The following is a 20,388-nucleotide window of genomic DNA, read 5'->3' as shown; positions in this document are numbered from 1 at the left end:
AGTAGGGTCTGCTGAATAAATCTAAAAACCTTGTTGGATAAGACTTTTGGACTTTTTTACCCTCAAAAAGTGCCAGCCATTGCGGGGATCGGGGGAAAATTCAGGTACTTTTTCCCTGAAAATTAGGTAGTTGACCACCTCAAAACTGGTAAAACCCCACACCCCACCTGCCCCCCCCCGATGTCGGGGGGGTTGGGGGGGCCACACCCTGCCCCCAGGAAAAGCTTTTTGCCGCAAACCCTAAGTAGGTAGGTGTTAAAAATTATCAGATACCACCCTCATCAAGGAGGCAGGGGGGATCAAAGACAAAATCTATCTTCAATTTAATTATAACCACTTACTTAACCTTAAAAGCATTGAATTCCGTCTAACGACCAAGTTAGTCCTCGTGCTTCTCCCCCGACTTCTACTTACTCTGTCTAGCTTGACTAACTTTTAGCCAGGCAAAGATTTGTTGTGGAGTCAGTGTCAACTCAACCCCTGCAATTACCTTAAGCTGGTGATCCCCTCTGCAAACTTCCGGCTCTTGTTGGGGAGTAAACATTAAAACAGAATAATCATCTGGATCAAGCATCCATCCTAATTTACTGCCATGTTTTAAACAATGTAAAATGTTGTCAATTACACGGTTTACCTTTTGATCAGGTGAAAGAATTTCGATAGTCCAATCAGGTGCTTCGGTAAAGTCGTCCTCTGGTTCACCTGCTTGATTGAGGTTAATTCGATTCCATGCAATTACGGCAACATCAGGAACGAGCGAACGCCCGCCGAAGGTACATCGCAACTCAGGTAAGGCTGTATAATCAACAGTATGGCTGTCAACCTCAGCTAAAAGACGTTTTTGCAGGATAGAGTGTCGAGTCTTAGGCATGGGTTTCTGAATTGCGACTCCATGCAAGTATTCCCATGCTGGAGAATCCTCCAAATATGGCAATTTGAGGAAATCTTCAAGGGTGAGACTCTCAGTCAAGGAAGTCGTCATCGGTTCAAGCAAAGGTTTTTTTTGTGACTTTATTATAAATGAACTTTATCTGGGTTGCTTACCGACGATTCAGGTATATTTGATGAGAATTTGCCCTCTCAATCAAATCGGTCGATTTCTTAACTATTCTGACTGACTGGTATCACTGGAAATGCCCACGGGGATCACAAAATTGGCCAATTGTCAATAGCTTTTCAGATGCTCTCACCTTGGTTATGGCGCTTCCCACTCTTTCTTTTCTAGTTCTTTAGCAAAGTGATTAAATATTAACCCAACTTCTTCCCATCCTAACCCTTCTTCTCGACTTATTTCTTCGACACTAGAATTTTTTACTCTCTCATAAATCATCGATTCATAGCGGATTGTATGATGCTGTCTTAATCTCATAAAACTCAATCTTTCGCTAATATATTTCTGGCACTTTTGACAATGAAACTGGCGGCGTGGTACTTCTAAATATACCAGATTGCCTAATATTGATAAATCTCTGACTAGATTGTACTCTGTCTGATTGATTCTGTCCAATATTTGATGACAATTCGGACATTCAATTGTTTCATTTAAAAGAGCGAGCTTTAGGAAAATTGTCTGAGCAATTTTTTGATAATTGACCACTGTTACATTTGGTAAATCGAGGAGTTGATCAAAATTTATCCACATAACCCACCTCCTGTCCTGTATTACTATTATACCATGCTCACACAGAACCTAGAAGAGCCTCTTGCTTTCGAGGGTGTTGGGTAACAGTCGTCAACCCAACCTATAAAATTAGCTTACTGCTACTCAGTGCCTTCGGCATCGCACTAATAATTTTTGATCATTAATTCTCTCCCCGCCGCTGCCTGTCCTTGTTTATAATTATTCATGCCATACTGAAGATTCCACTCGATAATATGGGCAAAATTAAAGAGGTTTCGTATCTCTGGACAATCATCGTAGGTAATTAACCATTTAGCCTGACATTGACGCATATTATCGGCAAAACGTTGATGATCGAAGCTGGTATGTAAATTTCCTCTTACACCGTACAAACGGGATTTTGTGGCACTATAGTAGGGGGGATCGAGGAAGATAAAAACTTCTTTTCCCTCAGCAAATAATAATTCTTCGTAGTCTTGGTTAGTAATTTTTACCGATGCTAATAACGGCGCAATTTGAGTTAATCTGGCTATCGATGAATCAGTAAATCTACTGGTAAAAGCTGCTTGGGAATACCCCCCCGAATCCACTGTTCCCGAAAAAGTAATCCGATTTAAGATAAAAAAACGCACCGCTTTCTCAAAGTCGGTTAACTTTAAATCTTCCCTTGTCAAATCTTGAAATAATTCTCGTCCGCTATCATATTTCTGTTTAATTTCTGTTATTTTTGCTACCAATAACTCAATATTTTCTTGAGCGCATTGCCAGAAACAATATAAATCATAATTTAAGTCATTAATCCAATAGGTTTTTATTTGTTGTCCAAAGAGTTGCTTAACAGCAAAAAATACAGAACCCCCACCAAAAAAAGGTTCTCGATATTCCCTAATATTCACAGGAATTTGCGGCAGAATTTGCTTAATTGCCCGGGATTTACCACCCGGATAACGCAAGGGACTTTTAATTTTTGACATTTTATTTACTAATTAGCTCCTATCTCGATTTCGAGCTTTTTATTGGTTTGAACTTCAACTAAAAGCTTTCTAATTATTTCCTGCTCTCTCTCCTTCAGATTATCCGAGTTTAACACAAGAAATTTTTCTAGATTTTCCAATTGACAAGGTAAAGTAATTTTGTCTTTAATACCTTTACCTGTAAGTTTTAACTTTGACACAAAATTTATGGATTGATTGTTTAAGTTAATGGAGTCTATATTGGAATACAGAATTAATTTAAAAAGACCATCTTGTATATCAGTTAAATCTGGCAGCCCCTTCCTTGTAGAATTTTTAGACTCCTGAATGTAATATTGATCTTTTATATATAAAATTTCGTCTGGTGCTAGATAATAAGTTCCTCCCAAATAGTTTTCAATACAGAAGTTTGCTTTCCTTCCATCGACTAAATATTCATGTTTATGTACTGTAACTGATTCCCTTTCACTTGCCATTTTAGAGCCTTTTAGAGATATATTTTTGAATTCTTCAAAATCAAGCATAACTGCTTTTAGATATTGTCCCATACTAGCTTGAGAATGAGTAAAAACACCAGTATTGTCAGAGATATTTTTATAAGAATTAAGAGCCTGTTGAACAGTCGAAGTAAACTTTTCTTCTAATAAACTTTTATTCCAATGTAAAGCACTTTGCTTGTAATTTAAAATTTCTTTTATTTGATTCTTAATAAATTCATTATTAAACTTTTGTTTGGTAAGTTTGTGTTTATTTTCCTGTTTCGTTTTTTGACTTTTCTCCGCATTTTCATAGTATCCAAGAACTATATATATTGAGTAAATTCATCCATGAAACTGTAGAATATTGAAGCTTATCTAAGTCTCCATCTCTTCCCTCATCTTTAATAATCGGTATTATTGTCAATATTTTTGATGCATTATATGTGTTATAAATTCTGGCAAATGGATAACTTCTGGTTCGCTTAGGGGAAACCCACTTGGAATAAGCGACTTCTGTATTTTGTGCCTCTATAATTCCATAAGCTCTGGATTCATTAACATCAAATTGTTCCAAACATACTCTGTCTAAAGATTCTGTTAGACAGGCTGTATATTTTACATCTCTAATAAATCCAGTCAAATTCAAGACTTAGCTCATATTATGAAATTACGATCAAACTAATTGGATTAAAAGACAGCCTAACGGTTGAACTCACCCGCCTTGTCAAAGTCTAGCACAAAGTCTGGTGCAGTGATATGTCAGACAGTCGGCAGCCGGTCATAGGCTTCTGACTCAACATCGGGAACTTTTGTTAAGATTGCCTGATACTTTTCTCGACTTCCCTTTTTGGACCTTTCTATTAGGTAATTTTCTGTCATCAACGCTGAAAGTTTCTCAGCGATCGCAGTAGAGATAAATTGATCGATCGAAATTCCATCACGAGCCGCTAGATCATCTAAACTTTTCTGTAATGAGTCGGGAATTTGAACTTGGATGGTACTCATGGTAACTTACCTATTAATCGTAGGAAACCTAAAGGCTCAAAGCGTGGGTTTCATTTTTAACATAGCCACCTTTACTCGATCGATAAATTACGATCAAACCAATTAGATTAACCATCTACTTAACTGTTGGTTTGCGGAATTTGGAGGGAGAGGGAAAATATTCTACTCGTTCATTTTTAAGTGCTTGTGCCATAAAATCACGCCAAATGGGAGCGGCAAAACCGCCACCAGTGATACCTTTACCTAAAGTGCGATTTTGGTCATCTCCAATCCATACTGCCGTGGCTAATTGGGGAACATAACCAACAAACCAGACATTTTTCTCGTTATCGGTAGTACCGGTTTTTCCCGCTGCTGGACGACCGATTTGGGCCGAGGTGGCTGTTCCTCCCTGAATAACTCCCTGTAGGACAGAATTGAGAGAAGCGGTGGCCCAGGGGTCTAAAACTAGCTTCGGTTTGGGTGTATTATCGAGCATGACGTTACCACGGCTATCAGTAACACGCATGATAAAGGTAGGCTTAGAATGCCAGCCATTACTGGCAAAAGTAGCGTAGGCCCCCGCCATTTCCAGAGGAGTCACATCCACGGATCCCAAAGGTAAAGAGGTGACGGCAATTAAAGGACTCTCGAAACCCAACAGACGACAGACTTCAATGACTTTATTTATCCCGACGCGACGACCGAGAACAACTGCGGGAATATTCAGAGACTGCATCAGAGCGCTACGCAGGGAAACCGGACCAGAAAAGCCGCCACCGTAGTTTTTTGGGCTATAGAAGCCGCCGGCCTCGCGAAAACGTACGGGAGCATCATTAATCACCGTTTCGGGGGTAAAACGACCACTAGCGAAGGCAGTATAATAGACGAAAGGTTTAAAAGCTGACCCCGGTTGACGACGGGATTGGATGGCGCGGTTTAATTGACTTTTATTGTAATCAACGCCACCGACGAGCGCCTTGACGAAATGGGTGCGGGGATCCACTGCGACTAGAGAAATTTGTAGGTCTTTGGTACGAATACCGCGACCACGCAAGCTATTATAGGCCCGTTGGATGGTAGACTCGGCCATGTTTTGGAAGTCGAGATCGATCGTGGTTTGAATCCGCATTCCCCCTTTAGTTAGGGTTTCCTTGCCAAATTTTTGCCGCAATTCTGCCACCACTGCATCGGTAACGTAGGGTAATTTACTTTCTTGCCAAGCGGTAGGTTTACCCAGTTTCAGCGGTTCCTTTAAAGCGGCCTCTTCCTGTGCGGGGGTGATCCAACCTAAGGTACGCATCCGACTGAGAACCAATGCCTGTCTTTCCTTGGCGGTTTTATAATTATTAAAAGGACTATAAACTTCCGGCGCTTGGATTAATCCGGCCATCATCGCCGATTCTGCTAAATTTAACTGGGCAGCGGGTTTATTAAAATAACTTTTAGCAGCGGTTTGCACTCCGTAATTATTATGACCCCAATAGATATTATTGAGGTACATTTCCAGAATGTCATTTTTGCTAAAAACCTGTTCCACTCGTACTGCCAGGACCGCCTCGGCTAATTTACGGCTAACGGTGCGCTGATGGGAGAGAAAAATATTTTTGACTAACTGCATGGTGATGGTAGATGCACCTTCCACCACACCGCCACTTTTCCAGTTAGCCACTACTGCCCGGCCGATACTATTAGGATTAATACCACGATGGTGATAAAAATGGCTATCTTCGATCGCCATCACGGCGCGTTTCAGATTGGGAGATATTTGATCGAGTTCCACCACTTCCCGATTCGCTTCTCCGTGTAAGCTGGTCAGGGGTCTGCCTTTAACATCGTAGATATAACTGGTTTCCGTGGGGACGTAACCCCGTAAAATCCTCACATCGGGTAGATTGCGGTAACTAATCGCTAATCCTACCACAGCCCCCGTCACCACGGCCGTGGATACCATCAACAGGCCGAGAGCGGTTCCCCCTGCGACTCTGGAGACTCCTTGGAAAAAGCTATCCGAGTCACTACTAGGTTTCTGCTCTTTGTCTTGATTGCCGAGGGTACTGGTGGACACGATGGTTACAATTTCCTTTTTCCAAGAGGGGACTGATCGATTAAACTGGCTTGAAAGTCTATTGTAAAGGTTTTGTTAAAAAATCGAATACTAGCTTACAGCAATTATGGCCGATCTGGCTCTAGTTTCGATCGGCCATGGCAGGGGGATTAGGAGCAGCATAGTTACATATCAGGGACAAAACAGGGTATCGCGGGTATTTCTGCCAGTTATGGGGTTAGTTCCTGTGGCTATCTCACAAAGATATTTTTCCACATCGGAGCGAATAATTGCATCGGTAAAATCGGCCCCGTCGATAATTGCACCCTTGATTAAAATGTTAGTGGCAAAAGCTCCTTCGAGAACGGCATTGGTAAAGTTGGCTCTGGTTAAACGGGCCGATTCTAAATCCACGTTTCTCATATTGGCATCGCTAAAGTCGGCCCCCTCCAAGTTGGCCGAAAAAAAGCGTACCCCTTCCAGATTGGCATGACTGAAGTTACTACCGCGCAGATTGGAGTGATCGAAGGTGGAATCGCGCAAATCCTGCCCCGCAAAGTCGTTATCGGTCAAATTACGGTTATTATAACTTAGGGCTTGGGCCGGAGCCAAGGATAATAATAATACTAATATACTAGCAAACAAGGTTAGTAGAGTTTTGCGAGAAAATTGCGCCATATTGCCCCCTGATTGATCAACCTTTTCTATAATAAGCTGTACTGCATTTAAACCGCCTATCGGTAATTTTAGTACAAATGCTCGAACTACCCGCTCCCCTATAGCTTCTAAACAGGATTTATGATCATCCCCGAAAATCACCTCATTACCTTGCACTGGTTGAATTGACAATTATCCCCGGATTTACCAAGAGCGATCGATCTGCTAGATTTTTGATGTTGGATATCTTAGATAGATATGGCTGGTCATAGTAAATGGGCAAATATTAAACGACAAAAAGCCCGGGTTGACGCCAAAAAAGGGCAAACTTTCACCCAGTTATCCCGGGCCCTTATCGTGGCTACCCGTAACGGTGTTCCGGATCCTGCGGGCAATTTTCAGCTACGCACGGCGATCGAAAAAGCCAAGGTGGCCGGTATTCCCAATGACAATATCGAAAGAGCGATCGCTAAAGGGGCGGGAACTTGGGAAAATGACTCGGCTTTTGAGCAAATTCGCTACGAGGGTTATGGTCCCGGGGGTGTGGCGATCCTGATCGAAGCACTGACCGATAATCGCAATCGCACGGCCGCAGATCTGCGGGTGGCTTTTAGCAAAAATGGCGGTAATTTAGGTGAAACGGGCTGTGTGGGCTGGATGTTTGACCATAAGGGGGTAATTCGTCTTGAGGGAACTATTGATGAGGATCAGCTTTTAGAAGCTTCCCTAGAGGGCCAGGCCCAATCCTACGAGTTTTTTGACAGTGAGGAGGAAGGTGAAGGGGCAGAAGTTTTTACCTAAAATGTCGGATGAATGCCCCCGCTAAATTTTTCGACAAGACATCAACCTTTGCGGGGGATGAAATCCGACCAAGATATTAACTGCGAAGCACGATTTTAATTCTACCATTTGTAGGTAAACTGTGTTATACTTAATTTATCCAGGGTCGAGGATTAATCAATGCTAGTCGTAGAAGCCAAGTTAAAAAACGGGACACCAGAACAATACCAAAGACTAGATGAAGCAATTAGGACATCTCAGTTTGTGCGTAACTCTTGTGTTCGTTATTGGATGGACAATCAAGGGACAACCCGCAATGATCTTCAAAAGCTTTGTGCTGTACTAGCAGACAATAAAGAGACACCTTATGTTAATAAATTAAACTCTCAAGCTCGTCAATCGGCTGCTGATAGAGCCTGGCAATCAATTAGTCGATTTTATCATAATTGTCATGCCAAGATACCAGGTAAAAAGGGGTTTCCTCGGTTCAAAAAGCATAGTCGTTCGGTTGAGTATAAACTAACGGGCTACAAACTATCAGATGATCGACGTAAAATCAGATTTACTGATGGTTTTAAAGCAGGAGAATTTGATTGATGGTGTAGTCAAAAGACCTTAGTTTATTATTCAGAACAACAGATTAGACGGGTAAGAGTTATTAGACGTGCTGACGGTTATTATTGCCAGTTTTTGATTGACGTAGAACGGCAAGAATACCATAAACCAACGGGACAAATAACAGGAATTGACTTAGGGTTAAAAGAGTTTTATACCGACGCTCAAGGCAATACCGTAGAGAATCCCCGTTATTTAAGAAAGTCAGAAAAACGACTGAAAAAAGCACAAAGGAGATTATCAAAACGATTTCGCAAAGGAAAGAAACAGTCTAAAAACTATCACAAGCAACGGATAAAAGTAGCTAGGCTTCATCTTAAAGTGTCAAGACAACGTAAAGACAAAGCAATTAAAGACGCTTTGGCGTTAGTCCAGTCTAATGATTTGGTAGTCTATGAGGCTTTAAAGGTAAGAAACTTAGTCAAAAACCATAAGCTGTCTAAGTCGATTTCTGATGCTTCTTGGTATCAATTCACTGAATGGTTTGAATTTTTTGCCAAGATTTATCGGATCGTTTGTGTTGCTGTCCCTCCCCATTTTACTAGCCAAGATTGTTCAGTTTGTGGGACGAGAGTTCAAAAAACATTAAGCACTAGAACTCATCAATGCCCCAATTGTCAAACAGTCTTGGATAGGGATCATAATGCAGCAATAAATATTCTTAAAAAAGGGTTACAATATTTGGGAAATCATCTCAACGGTACTGTTGGGCAAACAGAAACCGACCCAAACGCCTTGGGAGAGTCCGGTCTCTGGATTTTCAGTGGAGACATTGAGAATCTAAGCTGTCTCGTTGAACAAGGAATTTCTAACAGCGATGTGGAAAGAATCCCCCGTCACAGCGTAGCTTGACGGTGGGAGTATGTCAATGAGGTGTCTAACCTGGAGAGATTGAATAAGGTTCTGCAAGAAGCGGGATTTAAGGTCAAAGAAGCAGAATTACGCTGGATTCCCACTAATACCCTAGAAGTGAGCGATCGAGACCAGGCCTGTTTTTTATTGAAGTTAATCGACACCCTAGAATCCCTCGATGATGTGCAATCGGTAACGGCTAATTTTGATTTAGTCGAGGAATTGATGTTAGTGGATCTGTGATCCTAAATTACTAGGCAGTGATCACTGATCAGATTTGAGTTCTCAGTGAGCGGTATGAAGTGAGAGTAAGTAGTTGGATAATCTTGATTACTGATCACTGATCACTGATTACTGTTTACTGATCACTGATTCTGGGCCCAATCAAGAAATAATCTGTCCCCAAAATCCCGTAAAAATTCGGGTTCCGTCTTTGAGAATATGAATTTCCACTTGATCCGATGCCCAATTAATCTGATCTTCCAGAGCGGGATTGAGGACGTGAATCCGTTGATTGCTAGAAGAAACGGGAGAATCGGGGGAATGAATAGCGAGGGATTCCACATAGGCCCCATCCACCAAAATATCTAACTGGGCCAATAATTCTTGAGAGTGGGGCGGTGCTTGGGTTGAGCGCAATTGTTCGATCGTAAATCCCGTGAAGGACATCACATTTAAGCCTTTTTCCTTAACATATTTAGCTAATTCTGTCAAGGCTTTTGCTTGCCAAAAAGGTTCACCTCCGGAGAAAGTTAGGCCACTATTGCGGGGATTAGCCAAAATTTTGGCTGCTAGAGACTCAACGGTAATTAATTGATTGATCTTAAAGGGCCAGGAAGCTTGATTAAAACAACCCCGACACTCGCGAGAACAACCCTGTACCCAGACCACCGCCCGACAGCCGGGGCCGTTAACGGCGGATTCATCCACATATCCCATGATATTGAGATGATGGGCGGGAATTTGTGCTAATTGGGCAGCAATAGTCAGACTCATCGCTTATAATCCTCGATCGATTCCTATCTTTTTCATGCTAGGGAAAAAACGACAAAAATCGATCACTGTTGCCATGATTTGTTAACCTTTGACACACATCACCTGCTTGAGAGTGGCGACAATTTCCACTAGATCCGCCTGTTGATTCATCACCTGTTGGATCGGTTTATAGGCCCCCGGAATCTCATCAATAACGCCCTCATCTTTGCGGCATTCAACCCCTTCGGTTTGGGCGATTAAATCATCAAGAGTAAAGGTTTTTTTAGCCAGATTTCTCGACATCAAGCGCCCGGCCCCGTGGGAACAGGAACAGAAGCTATTATGTTCTCCTTTACCTTTAACAATATAAGATTGCGCTCCCATGGAACCGGGGATAATACCATAATCGGTTTCTCTGGCGCGGACGGCTCCTTTGCGGGTGACATAAACTTCCTCCCCAAAATGAATTTCTTGTTCGGCATAATTGTGATGACAATTAACCACTAAGAGGGGTTTAGTTGGTTTGCCTCCCGCTAGATGTTTTTCAACAATCCGTTTAAATCTAGCCATCATAATTTCCCGATTATAACGGGCATATTCCTGGGCCCATTGTAGATCGTGCCAGTAGGCGGTAAATTCTTCTGTACCGGCGACAAAGTAGGCCAGATCGAGGTCGGGTAATTTACCTTCTGCTAGTTTGGCTAACTCTTTGGCAGTATCAATATGACATTGGGCCAGTTGATTACCAATACCTCTAGAACCGGAATGGAGCATTAACCAAACTTGATTATCTGTATCTAAACAAATTTCGATAAAGTGATTACCACCCCCCAGAGAACCCATTTGTTTAAGGGCTTTTTTCTCTAGGTTTTGTACCCCTCGATGAATCTGTTTAAATTCCGCCCATTTTGGCCATTTAGTTACATCCCTATCCACTTCCTTATTTTCAGCAAAACCGACGGGAATATTCGCCTCCACATCGAGGCGAATTTTTTTAAGTTTTCCCTGCAATTGTTCGCCAGTAAAAGGCATTTTTAGGGCAGCCATGCCGCAACCGATATCGACTCCGACGGCGGCAGGAATTACGGCATCTTTGGTGGCAATCACCGAACCGACTAAAGCGCCTTTACCCAAGTGAACATCGGGCATTAAAGAAATGTGTTTATAAACAAAAGGTAGGGAAGCGACATTTTTAGCCATTTGGGTTTCTTGGGGTCCTAATTCATGGCCTGCCCAAGATAAAATCGGTGTCGGTGTGGAAAGTTCCAGAGTTTCGTAAGTCATATTTTTTATGAAATAATCAGATAAAAAGCGGATACAACCAAGACAATAAGGCAATTGAGATTCTGCGATGAATTAGATAAATTGTGATCGGCGATCGTGTTTTAGCGCCAGAGGATAAGCTGTTGACTATCTAAATTAGTCGTTCAGACTGCCCCCACGACAATTGTTAACTTTCACCGGAGGTTTACTGACTACTGTAATACTACCAAAAAGGTTCGGATACCTACACTATCGAGAAAGCGGGGTTATTTTGCACTATAGAGATAACAAAGGAACTGATAGGGGTGGGTATCGCCTAAAAACCGAGTACAGTTCCGATTCTAGAAGTCACTATAGTTGTATCGGAGCAGCACAAAGATTATGGGAAAAGTAGTTGGAATTGACTTAGGGACGACTAACTCCTGCGTCGCGGTTATGGAAGGGGGTAAACCCACCGTTATCGCCAACGCCGAAGGATTTAGAACCACGCCCTCAGTCGTCGCCTACGCCAAAAATGGCGACCGCCTAGTAGGACAAATCGCCAAACGTCAAGCGGTAATGAACCCGCAAAATACCTTTTATTCCGTCAAACGCTTCATCGGCAGGAAATTCAACGAAGTTACCAACGAAGCCACAGAAGTATCCTACAAAACTCTCCAAGACGGCAACGGCAACGTTAAATTAGACTGTCCCGCCCAGGGCAAACAATTCTCCCCCGAAGAAATTTCCGCCCAGGTACTGCGGAAACTGGTGGAAGATGCCAGTAAATACCTCGGCGAAACCGTTACCCAAGCAGTCATCACCGTACCCGCTTATTTTAATGACTCCCAACGTCAAGCCACCAAAGATGCCGGGAGAATTGCTGGGGTTGAAGTTCTCCGCATTATCAACGAACCCACTGCCGCCTCTCTTGCCTACGGATTAGACAAAAAAGCTAACGAAACTATTCTCGTTTTTGACTTGGGTGGGGGAACCTTTGACGTATCGGTTCTAGAAGTGGGTGATGGTGTCTTTGAAGTTCTCGCTACCTCTGGAGATACTCATCTCGGTGGTGATGACTTCGATAAAAAAATCGTCGATTATTTAGCCGGAGAATTCAAAAAAGTTGAAGGAATAGATCTCCGTCAAGATAAACAAGCCCTGCAACGTCTCACAGAAGCGGCAGAAAAAGCCAAAATTGAACTTTCTAGCGTTACCCAAGCGGAAATTAACCTGCCCTTCATCACCGCTACCGCCGAAGGACCAAAACACCTAGATACCACTTTAACCAGAGCTAAATTTGAGGAAATTTGCGCCGATTTAATCGATCGCTGTCGCATTCCCGTCGAAAATGCCATCCGTGATGCCAAAATCGATAAATCTGCCCTCGATGAAGTGGTTCTCGTCGGTGGTTCAACCCGGATTCCCGCCGTTCAAGAATTAGTTAAAAAAGTTCTGGGCAAAGATCCTAACCAAAGCGTTAACCCCGATGAAGTGGTAGCCGTCGGCGCCGCTATTCAAGGTGGTGTTCTCGCCGGTGAAGTCAAAGATATTCTTCTGCTTGATGTTTCGCCCTTGTCTTTGGGTGTGGAAACCCTCGGCGGTGTGATGACGCGGATTATTCCCCGCAACACCACTATTCCCACCAAAAAATCGGAAGTTTTCTCCACGGCAGTGGATGGACAAACTAACGTGGAAATCCACGTCCTGCAAGGGGAACGGGAAATGGCCAAAGATAACAAGAGTTTGGGAACTTTCCGACTCGATGGCATCCCTCCCGCTCCTCGTGGTGTGCCTCAAATCGAAGTGGTTTTCGACATCGATGCTAACGGTATTCTCAATGTCACCGCTAAGGATAAAGGTACAGGAAAAGAACAATCGATCAGCATCACCGGCGCTTCTACCTTGCCCCAAAATGAAGTGGAACGCATGGTTAATGAGGCAGAATCGAACGCCTCGGTCGATAAGGAACGTCGCGAACGCATTGAACGCAAAAATCAAGCTGATTCCCTGGTTTATCAAGCTGAGAAGCAGTTGGAAGAGTTAGGCGATAAGGTTCCTCCATCTGAGAAAAATAAAGCCCAAGGGTTGATTAAAGACCTGGAAGAAGCGATCGCTCAAGACGATGATAGTAAGATCAAAACCATCCTACCGGAATTACAACAAGCCCTCTACGCGATCGGTAGCAGTATGTATCAGCAAGCGCCCCCTAGCAATCCCACCGGTGGCAATGATAACAATGGCCCCTCTGGTGGTGCTGGTGGTGGCGATGATGTCATCGATGCGGAATTCTCCGACGCTAAATAAAAATTAAGTTCATAGCTTCGGCAAGGACACAAGGTAGCTTGTGTCCTTTTTTCCTTGCGGCTTTCTTAAAGATAAGGCTGTCACCGAAAATTAGGACTAAACTTAAGTGAACCATCTTGGAGGACTAAGATTAAGAAAATGGAAATTTACCAATTTAGCCAACGCCAGACAATTATTATGGCTATTCTAGTCCTCTATCTCGGTAAGTATTTAACCAAAAATATCAAATTTCTACAAGATTATAACATTCCTGATGCCGTTGCTGGTGGTGTCTTGGCTTCCTTATTTTTCGGTCTATTTTTTGCTGTTTTTAAATGGCAAATTGAATTTACCCTTAATGTTCGGGATGCCCTGTTAATCGTTTTTTTTACTACTATCGGACTGTCCTCAAAACTAAAAACCCTGCTGCAAGGGGGTAAACCCTTGCTAATTTTATTAATAACCGCCGTGGTTTATCTCATTCTACAAAATTTAGCCGGGTTAGGAGTGGCAAAAGTGATGGGATTAGATTTACCCATCGGTTTGATTGCTGGTTCCGTTTCTTTGAGTGGCGGTCACGGGACTGCCATTGCTTGGGCTTCTATTTTTCGTGATAATTATGGCATCGCCAAAGCATCAGAAATCGGTGTAGCTAGTGCTACTTTTGGGCTAGTTTTAGGGGGAATTATTGGCGGACCGGTGGCTAAATGGTTAATTACGAGAAATCGACTGCGAGCCAATAATCAAGACCAAGATTTAACGGTGGGAATTAAACAAAGCCAGAGGAATGTCAATATCGATTACAATACAATGCTCCATTCAATCTTAGTGATTGGTTTAACTATCGGTTTAGGTAATCAGATTAACTACTGGGCAACTCCCCTTGGTTTAAAATTACCGGATTTTGTCCCCTGTTTATTGGCAGGAATTATCCTGACTAATACCGTACCTTTGGTGTTGAAACGCTTTCCTTGGCCCGCTAATACGCCCTCTTTAGCCTTAATTTCTGATGTTAGTCTCGGTTTATTCCTATCTATGTCCTTGATGAGTTTACAATTATGGACATTGATCGATTTGGCCGGACCGATTGCTATCCTGTTATTAGTGCAGTTCTCACTCAGTATTATTTATACTGTTTTACTGGTCTTTCCCGTAATGGGAAAAAACTATCATGCTTCAGTAGTTTGCGCCGGTTATTTGGGTTTAACTCTAGGGGCAACTCCCACAGCTATCGCCAATATGACAGCGGTAACGGAAAATTTTGGGGCTTCTCCCCAGGCATTTATTATTGTTCCTTTGGTGGGGGCATTTTTTATCGATTTGTCTAATGCTTTTATCATCCAGCAATTTTTGAATTTTCTGACTTAAAAATTTTTATCGATCAAGTAATTTTTGAGGAAAGTTGACTAATCTTGTCCGTCAAGATTGGCCAAAGCTTGCAGTAAAATGGGAATAATACCAAATCCGTTTTTAATAATATGATTAACTGCTATAGCGTTTCTGATTCACAAGAGGTACATTCCCGATCCTGAACAGCTTAATCAGCAAAGGTTTAAGTGTGCCGCACAGATGCGAGAACCGCTATAATCGAACTTTAAAAACCCAGTTATGGATTGTTTCTTGCTGCTCCGGCGCTCCCCGCTTCGGCAGGACACAAGTTACCTTGTGTCCCTTTTCAGGCTCAAAATCAGAAATTAGGCTAATCCGACTAATTTAGCGCTGTATTCCCACATTTTTGCCCCTCTTTCATCGTCGCGAGCTTGAGGAGAAACCCTTTGAACAAAGGATTTACCCTCTTTTTTCTGACGATTGCCCCAACTCCAGTAAGCACCGGATTGACGGTATTCGGGGTCAGCCACCACCATAGCGACTCTTTCCCCGGCTAATTCTTGGGAAACATAGCCACCGGTGATATTTTTCTGGAACCAGGGGAAAAACTGCTGGAAAAAGGGGTAATGGTTGCGGAAAAGGGGTGTATCGGCCACACAACCCGGATAGAGGGAAGTAAAAGTGATTCCGGTCGATTGGTGATAGCGTTTGTGCAGTTCCCGCATGGTGAGAACATTACACACCTTACTATCTTTGTAGGCTTTGACCGATTCAAATTTTTTGCCGTCGGCCATAGTAATCGGCTCTTTGAAACCCTTGGCAAACCCGTCCAAATCGCCCAAATCGGGACGAGGAGGAATTTTACCGCCTAATTCATCGGGATTATGGGTGACAGTGCCGAGAATGACTAAACGGCGGTCGGGAGAGGGAGAATTTTTTAGATCTTCCAAGAGCAAATTCGACAACAGGAAATGACCTAAATGATTGGTGGCCATGCTCAATTCATAACCGTCGGGACTTCTTAAGGGTTCTTTGAGCAAAGGCAGATAGATAGCGGCATTGCAGACTAAAGCGGTTAGGGGTCTGCCCAAGGCCCGGAAATTTTTAACGAAGCGCCGGACGCTATCGAGGGAACCGAGGTCGATAAATTCCATACAGTAGTTATCCCGGGGAATGTTCAATTCCTTGGCAGCCTGTTCCATTTTCGGGATATCCCGACAGGCCATAACCACAAACCAACCTCTTTGAGCAAGGGATTTAGCGGCGTAGAGACCGACTCCAGAAGTTGTCCCAGTAATGATCACCGTGGGTTTTTGATCTTGTACCATTTTTTGATAGTTTTCGTTAATCGCTCTGGTCTAGGGAATATCCAAGGGATTCCGATTATAAATTTTATCTCAAATGTCGGGGTTTCATCCCCTCCCGAAAAGCGACGGGATGAAACCAAGCGCCAATATAAAACAGCACTTCGACACATTTCGACAGGCTCAATGTAAAGGCTCAACGTAAAGGCTCAGTGACACGAAGCACGATTAAAAATAAGCGTCCAGTCTCCTGACAAAATCTCGAATAAGTTCTTCTTGTAAGGGTCTTGACCTACTCAGGCCAAATAGCTACCATGTAAGTAGAGCGGATAGGGTAATCAACCGCTTTAAAAACCCATGTAGTCTAACCACTACGCTATCTGCACCTTGACAATTAAAGATATGGGGTTCTACTCAATAGTTCTAGTTTCCCCCTGCTCGTGATGTAAAATCTTTACAGGAAATAGACAAAGCAGTATTTGAAGCTAACGTTTCAATTCAAGCAAACTTTGTACCCCCCCCTTGCCCCCCCCCGACGTCGGGGGGGGCAAGGGGGACTATCGTAGGGCATACGAAAAGTAACGCGCAAGCGTGAGAACCACCTCTGGGTTGGATAACGCAAGGCATCTAATTTAAGTGGACTCGTTGAACTAAGAATCCCGAAGCGCTTAGTGCGACGGGAGTGTCAAATAACTTCAAATTTTCGTGAGTGTTCACTTATCAGTAATCAGTTATCAGTTATCAGTGATCAGTTATCAGATTTAAGTTTACCGATCTCCCCACTTCCCCACTTCCCCAATTCATAATTCATAACTAACGAATGGGTTTAGCTAAATCACCGACTTTAAAACCATTACCGGTAATGATGCGACCGACGCTAGATTGACCATCAGCTTCGACAATTTCGAGAGTGCCAATCGGTTGAGTAATCTGACGGATAACCTTACCCGTTTGCGGATCCTTGACCGTTTGAGTCGTCCGTTCGATGGAAATGCGTAAACCGACACGATAACCTTCTCCCGTACCTTTATTGAGAATTACCTGATTTCCCGCCACGGCAGCCACTAAAGCGGTGACAGTCGGGAGCGAGCGAGGTGTAGCGGCGATTTGGTCGGCTTTATCATTGAGATTATCCACCACCCGCGCCACTGCCTTATCGGTGGCAATACTGAGTAATTTCCCTTCATTGGAAGTTTGGGAACCACCCCCAACGCCTAAAACCACGGTTGAACCATCGGATTGATTGGCAGTACCATCTCCCTGAGCGGTGGTAATAATTTCGGCCGTGGTGGTATTAATTGCCCGGACATTCAACTTGACAAAAGCATCGGTTTCTGTCTTGGCAGTGCTAAAAATAATAAACGAGCCACCGGATTGTTTTTTTTGTAAATCGAATTGGGTAATCGAACCGATAATCACCACATCTACCCCCAAAATTTGCCCGATTTGAGCAGCGGTAGCGGCATCTACCCGTCCCGAAGCCCCCAAATTCTGTTCTCTAAGGACGGCATCAATGCGACTGCGCTCAATGACTGTATAGCGACCACTTTCCACCAATTTATTGACGAGAATATCACTGACACCACTGGCTCCACCATTGAGAAATGTTAACCACTGGGGATTACTGAGACCGCTATAATCGAAGTCTAAAACCGCTACTCGCACCTTTTCGCTTTTTTGGGCTAAGAGTAATGGTAAATTGTTAGAGATAGCTTGGGAGAAAGCCGGTGCGTTAAAGCTAAAACCCAAACTAGAAGCGACTCCCACAAGGGTGATTAGGGCAGAAAAACCACGGATACTATCTCGATCGAACATGATAATGAGTTCTCCAGTCAAATAGAATATAGCTCATAATACATCTGAAAATTGCTCTAACTATCGAGAGGGAGAATTTTGAATGGCAGTAATTAAACCTCTCACTTCCTCGGTTCCCTCGGAAGCTTCAAAGGAAGTGGGAAATTTACCCTTAGCAATCATCCGCAATCCCAAGGGGGCAATACTTAATAAACCCTGTAAATCGCGCCAATAATTGCCCAGCACATAGAGGCCGAATTTGCGTTCATCCACCCATCCCCCTGCTTTGACTAATTCCACTAAAACTTTCCGGTGACGAATGGGACGACTACTATCGGCCGACTTGCGAGCGAGTATTTCCTGTTTAATTTTACCGATCTGATCCATAGGAGCCACTTCCATAGGACAAACCGCATTACAGAAATAGCAACGGGTACAACCCCAAACCCCTGCGGTGCCTTGGTTATAAAGTTCTAGGCGACCTTCTTGATTACCATCGCGGGAATCTGCTAGAGTGCGCTGCGCTTTTGCTAAAGCGTGGGGCCCGACAAAATCAGGATTGACTTGCTTGGCGTTACATTCCGAATAACAGGCCCCGCACATAATGCAGTTACCCATCTGATTGAGATTGGCTCTTTCTTCTGGAGTTTGCAGAAATTCTCGTTCGGGAATGCTACGTGCTTGACTACTAATATAAGGTTCAACTTTTTCTAAATCGTCCCAAAACGGTTGCATATTGACAATTAAATCCCGGATAATCGGTAAATTACCCAGAGGGGCGATCGTGATTTCGGGAATTTCTCCGGCATCTTTTTGGCTACAATGGTTTAATTCACTGGCGATATTTTGTTGACAAGCCAAGGCCGAACGACCGTTAATTTTCATCGCACAGCTGCCACAAATTGTATTGCGGCAATTTTTACGAAAGGCCAAAGTTCCATCAAGTTCCCATTTGATGCGATTAAGGCAGTCGAGAATTGTATTTCCCGCCTCCACCTCTAGGGTAAAATTTTCTAGGTAGGGGGTGTCGTTGGGTCGTTGACGCAGAATTTTAAAAGAAACTTCCATACTCGGCACGGGGATGAGGGACTCCTAATACTCAGGATAATCGATGTTAACGGGCCAAAGGGGAGCTAGTAATGGTAATTAATCCTTAAGATTTTCCCCGGTCGGTTGAGCCAAGGGGTGGGTATCTAGGCCTAATGATAGATGGGGAAGTCGCTCGAAAACAGTTTAATCACCCCGGATTTGCTGCTCTGGGTCATTAGTTTTTTGCCAACTCCAACCACAATTATAGTTGCTCAATTCCTTGCTAGGTATAGCTTTATCGGTTTTATGGCCTTACTTTCTCCCCCCTGTTTTCCTCCCACCCGACCAAAAATTGCCAGAGTCTTGACCAAAAATTTCCCCTCCCCCACAAGGTTTACACTTACTACCTAGTCCGGGGTCTTCTTACCACGATTGTCATCACCGAACCATCAGTTTTAAAAAATTTATTATTCCCCTCTAGACATTTTTGGCGAGATTTTTGGTATGATCAATTTGTCAGTGTAAACTTAATTGACAGTCAGTCAAAAATCAAGGAACATTAAAAAGTACCATGAGTGATGTCTCTCCTACTCCCCTAACCGGGAAAGCTCTACTTCAAAAAGTCAAAGAGTTATCCCACTTACCCCGTCGCGAAACGGCAAAACGTTGTGGTTACTACTCTCAAAGTAAAGATGGTCAGGTTCGGGTCAATTTAACCGACTTTTACGATGCTGTTTTGGGTGCAAAAGGGGTTCCTCTTGATCCCGAAGGCACTAAAGATGGCCGCGGCCGCGAACCCACTTTCCGGGTTAGTGTCCATAAAAATGGTCAAATCGTCATCGGTTCCACCTATACCGAACAAATGAACTTGCAGCCTGGCGATGAGTTTGAAATCAAACTTGGCTACAAGCACATCCACCTCAAACAAACGGAATCAGAAGAACCGGTAGAAGCTTAAATAGGTTACGGAGTAGGGATAAGGAAAAAAAAATCGGCAGTCAAAAGGGCTAATTTTGACAGGACCGACCAAAAAGACAATATAGATTCTTATCCCTAATTCTAACCCCTGACCGCCTCTTTCATCAACTTGAGGGGTTTTCCTTAAGCACTTTTTCTTCTTTTTCGCAACCCCCTAGGGATGGATTTTTGTTGGAGCTAGGCTTTATCAGGGCAAAGTTCCACAGTTATTCTGTCCCTGGAGGGTTTGTTGTTTTAGCCATCAGGAGACTCCGAGACAGGAGACTCCGAGACAGGAGACTCCGAGACAGGAGATTATTTCTATTTAGGGTTTGCTGAATAATGGTAAAACCCTTTTAAAATAAAGCTTTTGACCTGTTAAAGTCCGATGTTCATGCTGCGAAAATAGGATTGGGACGTTCAAAAACCTTGCATTATCCTTCTTGTAGTACATCGCTTGGTA

General features: G+C 43.3%; 15 protein-coding genes and 4 pseudogenes. 6 read left to right on the top strand and 13 right to left on the bottom strand.

Going from position 1 to position 20,388, the window contains the following annotated elements:
• Positions 1 to 406: 406 nt before the first annotated feature.
• The 8 genes and pseudogenes from O9290_RS04240 to O9290_RS04205 form a co-directional block, all read right to left on the bottom strand.
• Positions 407 to 982: a Uma2 family endonuclease gene (locus tag O9290_RS04240; protein WP_288056798.1), complete on the bottom strand. Its 576-nt coding sequence runs from the start codon at positions 980 to 982 to the stop codon at positions 407 to 409.
• A 216-nt stretch (positions 983 to 1,198) separates the two neighbouring features.
• Positions 1,199 to 1,642 (bottom strand): annotated as a pseudogene (locus O9290_RS04235) (transposase family protein); the annotation flags it as partial.
• Positions 1,643 to 1,785: 143 nt separating this feature from the next.
• A complete protein-coding gene (locus tag O9290_RS04230) occupies positions 1,786 to 2,595 on the bottom strand; it encodes a DNA adenine methylase (protein WP_288056796.1) in 810 nt (269 codons plus the stop codon).
• Between the two features lie 8 nt (positions 2,596 to 2,603).
• On the bottom strand, positions 2,604 to 3,143 hold the full coding sequence (locus O9290_RS04225) for a hypothetical protein (protein WP_002759758.1): 540 nt from the start codon (positions 3,141 to 3,143) through the stop codon (positions 2,604 to 2,606).
• A 238-nt stretch (positions 3,144 to 3,381) separates the two neighbouring features.
• Complete coding sequence (locus tag O9290_RS04220) at positions 3,382 to 3,714, bottom strand: hypothetical protein (RefSeq protein WP_288058033.1); 333 nt, start codon at positions 3,712 to 3,714, stop codon at positions 3,382 to 3,384.
• Between the two features lie 119 nt (positions 3,715 to 3,833).
• Positions 3,834 to 4,079, bottom strand: coding sequence for a YlcI/YnfO family protein (locus O9290_RS04215; RefSeq protein ID WP_287730079.1), 246 nt, complete (start codon positions 4,077 to 4,079; stop codon positions 3,834 to 3,836).
• 115 nt (positions 4,080 to 4,194) lie between these two features.
• On the bottom strand, positions 4,195 to 6,126 hold the full coding sequence (locus O9290_RS04210; RefSeq protein WP_002759753.1) for a transglycosylase domain-containing protein: 1,932 nt from the start codon (positions 6,124 to 6,126) through the stop codon (positions 4,195 to 4,197).
• Between the two features lie 171 nt (positions 6,127 to 6,297).
• Positions 6,298 to 6,783: a pentapeptide repeat-containing protein gene (locus tag O9290_RS04205; RefSeq protein WP_043999109.1), complete on the bottom strand. Its 486-nt coding sequence runs from the start codon at positions 6,781 to 6,783 to the stop codon at positions 6,298 to 6,300.
• Between the two features lie 237 nt (positions 6,784 to 7,020).
• Between O9290_RS04205 and O9290_RS04200 the strand changes: the two are divergent.
• The 3 pseudogenes from O9290_RS04200 to O9290_RS04190 form a co-directional block, all read left to right on the top strand.
• Positions 7,021 to 7,560: pseudogene (locus tag O9290_RS04200) on the top strand (YebC/PmpR family DNA-binding transcriptional regulator); the annotation flags it as partial.
• A 162-nt stretch (positions 7,561 to 7,722) separates the two neighbouring features.
• Positions 7,723 to 9,009: pseudogene (locus O9290_RS04195) on the top strand (RNA-guided endonuclease InsQ/TnpB family protein).
• Positions 9,010 to 9,015: 6 nt separating this feature from the next.
• Positions 9,016 to 9,252 (top strand): annotated as a pseudogene (locus O9290_RS04190) (YebC/PmpR family DNA-binding transcriptional regulator); the annotation flags it as partial.
• Positions 9,253 to 9,393: 141 nt separating this feature from the next.
• On the opposite strand, the gene O9290_RS04185 reads toward O9290_RS04190, so the two are convergent.
• Both O9290_RS04185 and O9290_RS04180 read right to left on the bottom strand, forming a co-directional pair.
• The gene (locus O9290_RS04185; protein WP_288056355.1) at positions 9,394 to 10,005 is read right to left on the bottom strand and encodes a 4Fe-4S single cluster domain-containing protein; all 612 of its coding nucleotides are present in this window, start codon (positions 10,003 to 10,005) and stop codon (positions 9,394 to 9,396) included.
• An 81-nt stretch (positions 10,006 to 10,086) separates the two neighbouring features.
• Positions 10,087 to 11,268 (bottom strand): RtcB family protein, encoded by a 1,182-nt coding sequence (locus O9290_RS04180; protein WP_288056353.1) that lies wholly within the window; start codon positions 11,266 to 11,268, stop codon positions 10,087 to 10,089.
• A gap of 360 nt (positions 11,269 to 11,628) precedes the next feature.
• On the opposite strand from O9290_RS04180, the gene dnaK reads away from it, so the two are divergent.
• Both dnaK and gltS read left to right on the top strand, forming a co-directional pair.
• A complete protein-coding gene (gene dnaK, locus O9290_RS04175; protein ID WP_288056351.1) occupies positions 11,629 to 13,533 on the top strand; it encodes a molecular chaperone DnaK in 1,905 nt (634 codons plus the stop codon).
• A 138-nt stretch (positions 13,534 to 13,671) separates the two neighbouring features.
• Complete coding sequence (gene gltS / locus O9290_RS04170; RefSeq protein WP_288056350.1) at positions 13,672 to 14,880, top strand: sodium/glutamate symporter; 1,209 nt, start codon at positions 13,672 to 13,674, stop codon at positions 14,878 to 14,880.
• Between the two features lie 326 nt (positions 14,881 to 15,206).
• Here the strand turns inward: gltS and O9290_RS04165 are convergent, their stop codons facing one another.
• From O9290_RS04165 to O9290_RS04155, 3 genes are all read right to left on the bottom strand, one after another.
• Entirely contained in the window at positions 15,207 to 16,169 is a 963-nt protein-coding gene (locus O9290_RS04165; RefSeq protein WP_002759735.1) for a protochlorophyllide reductase, read from the bottom strand.
• A 789-nt stretch (positions 16,170 to 16,958) separates the two neighbouring features.
• Positions 16,959 to 17,960: a CsgG/HfaB family protein gene (locus tag O9290_RS04160; protein WP_002759729.1), complete on the bottom strand. Its 1,002-nt coding sequence runs from the start codon at positions 17,958 to 17,960 to the stop codon at positions 16,959 to 16,961.
• Positions 17,961 to 18,020: 60 nt separating this feature from the next.
• Complete coding sequence (locus O9290_RS04155; protein WP_002759728.1) at positions 18,021 to 19,007, bottom strand: succinate dehydrogenase/fumarate reductase iron-sulfur subunit; 987 nt, start codon at positions 19,005 to 19,007, stop codon at positions 18,021 to 18,023.
• Positions 19,008 to 19,539: 532 nt separating this feature from the next.
• Between O9290_RS04155 and O9290_RS04150 the strand changes: the two genes are divergently transcribed.
• Positions 19,540 to 19,926 carry an AbrB family transcriptional regulator gene (locus O9290_RS04150; protein ID WP_002759727.1) on the top strand — a complete coding sequence of 129 codons (387 nt, stop codon included), beginning with the start codon at positions 19,540 to 19,542 and terminating at the stop codon, positions 19,924 to 19,926.
• The last annotated feature ends 462 nt before the right edge of the window (positions 19,927 to 20,388 follow it).

This window comes from Microcystis sp. LE19-41.2A (genome assembly GCF_027530405.1).
Classification (GTDB): Bacteria; Cyanobacteriota; Cyanobacteriia; order Cyanobacteriales; family Microcystaceae; genus Microcystis; species Microcystis aeruginosa.
The sequence above is the reverse complement of the archived record's forward strand: the minus strand, read 5'-3'. Positions and strand labels throughout refer to the sequence as shown.

What these genes read in the sequence shown, in the direction of transcription:
- O9290_RS04150 (WP_002759727.1), top strand. Translation starts at nt 19,540, where the DNA reads ATGAGTGATGTCTCTCCTACTCCCCTAACCGGGAAAGCTCTACTTCAA.
- gltS (WP_288056350.1), top strand. Translation starts at nt 13,672, where the DNA reads ATGGAAATTTACCAATTTAGCCAACGCCAGACAATTATTATGGCTATT.
- O9290_RS04240 (WP_288056798.1), bottom strand. Translation starts at nt 982, where the DNA reads ATGACGACTTCCTTGACTGAGAGTCTCACCCTTGAAGATTTCCTCAAA.
- dnaK (WP_288056351.1), top strand. Translation starts at nt 11,629, where the DNA reads ATGGGAAAAGTAGTTGGAATTGACTTAGGGACGACTAACTCCTGCGTC.
- O9290_RS04165 (WP_002759735.1), bottom strand. Translation starts at nt 16,169, where the DNA reads ATGGTACAAGATCAAAAACCCACGGTGATCATTACTGGGACAACTTCT.
- O9290_RS04185 (WP_288056355.1), bottom strand. Translation starts at nt 10,005, where the DNA reads ATGAGTCTGACTATTGCTGCCCAATTAGCACAAATTCCCGCCCATCAT.
- O9290_RS04160 (WP_002759729.1), bottom strand. Translation starts at nt 17,960, where the DNA reads ATGTTCGATCGAGATAGTATCCGTGGTTTTTCTGCCCTAATCACCCTT.
- O9290_RS04215 (WP_287730079.1), bottom strand. Translation starts at nt 4,079, where the DNA reads ATGAGTACCATCCAAGTTCAAATTCCCGACTCATTACAGAAAAGTTTA.
- O9290_RS04225 (WP_002759758.1), bottom strand. Translation starts at nt 3,143, where the DNA reads ATGGGACAATATCTAAAAGCAGTTATGCTTGATTTTGAAGAATTCAAA.
- O9290_RS04155 (WP_002759728.1), bottom strand. Translation starts at nt 19,007, where the DNA reads ATGGAAGTTTCTTTTAAAATTCTGCGTCAACGACCCAACGACACCCCC.
- O9290_RS04230 (WP_288056796.1), bottom strand. Translation starts at nt 2,595, where the DNA reads ATGTCAAAAATTAAAAGTCCCTTGCGTTATCCGGGTGGTAAATCCCGG.
- O9290_RS04180 (WP_288056353.1), bottom strand. Translation starts at nt 11,268, where the DNA reads ATGACTTACGAAACTCTGGAACTTTCCACACCGACACCGATTTTATCT.
- O9290_RS04205 (WP_043999109.1), bottom strand. Translation starts at nt 6,783, where the DNA reads ATGGCGCAATTTTCTCGCAAAACTCTACTAACCTTGTTTGCTAGTATA.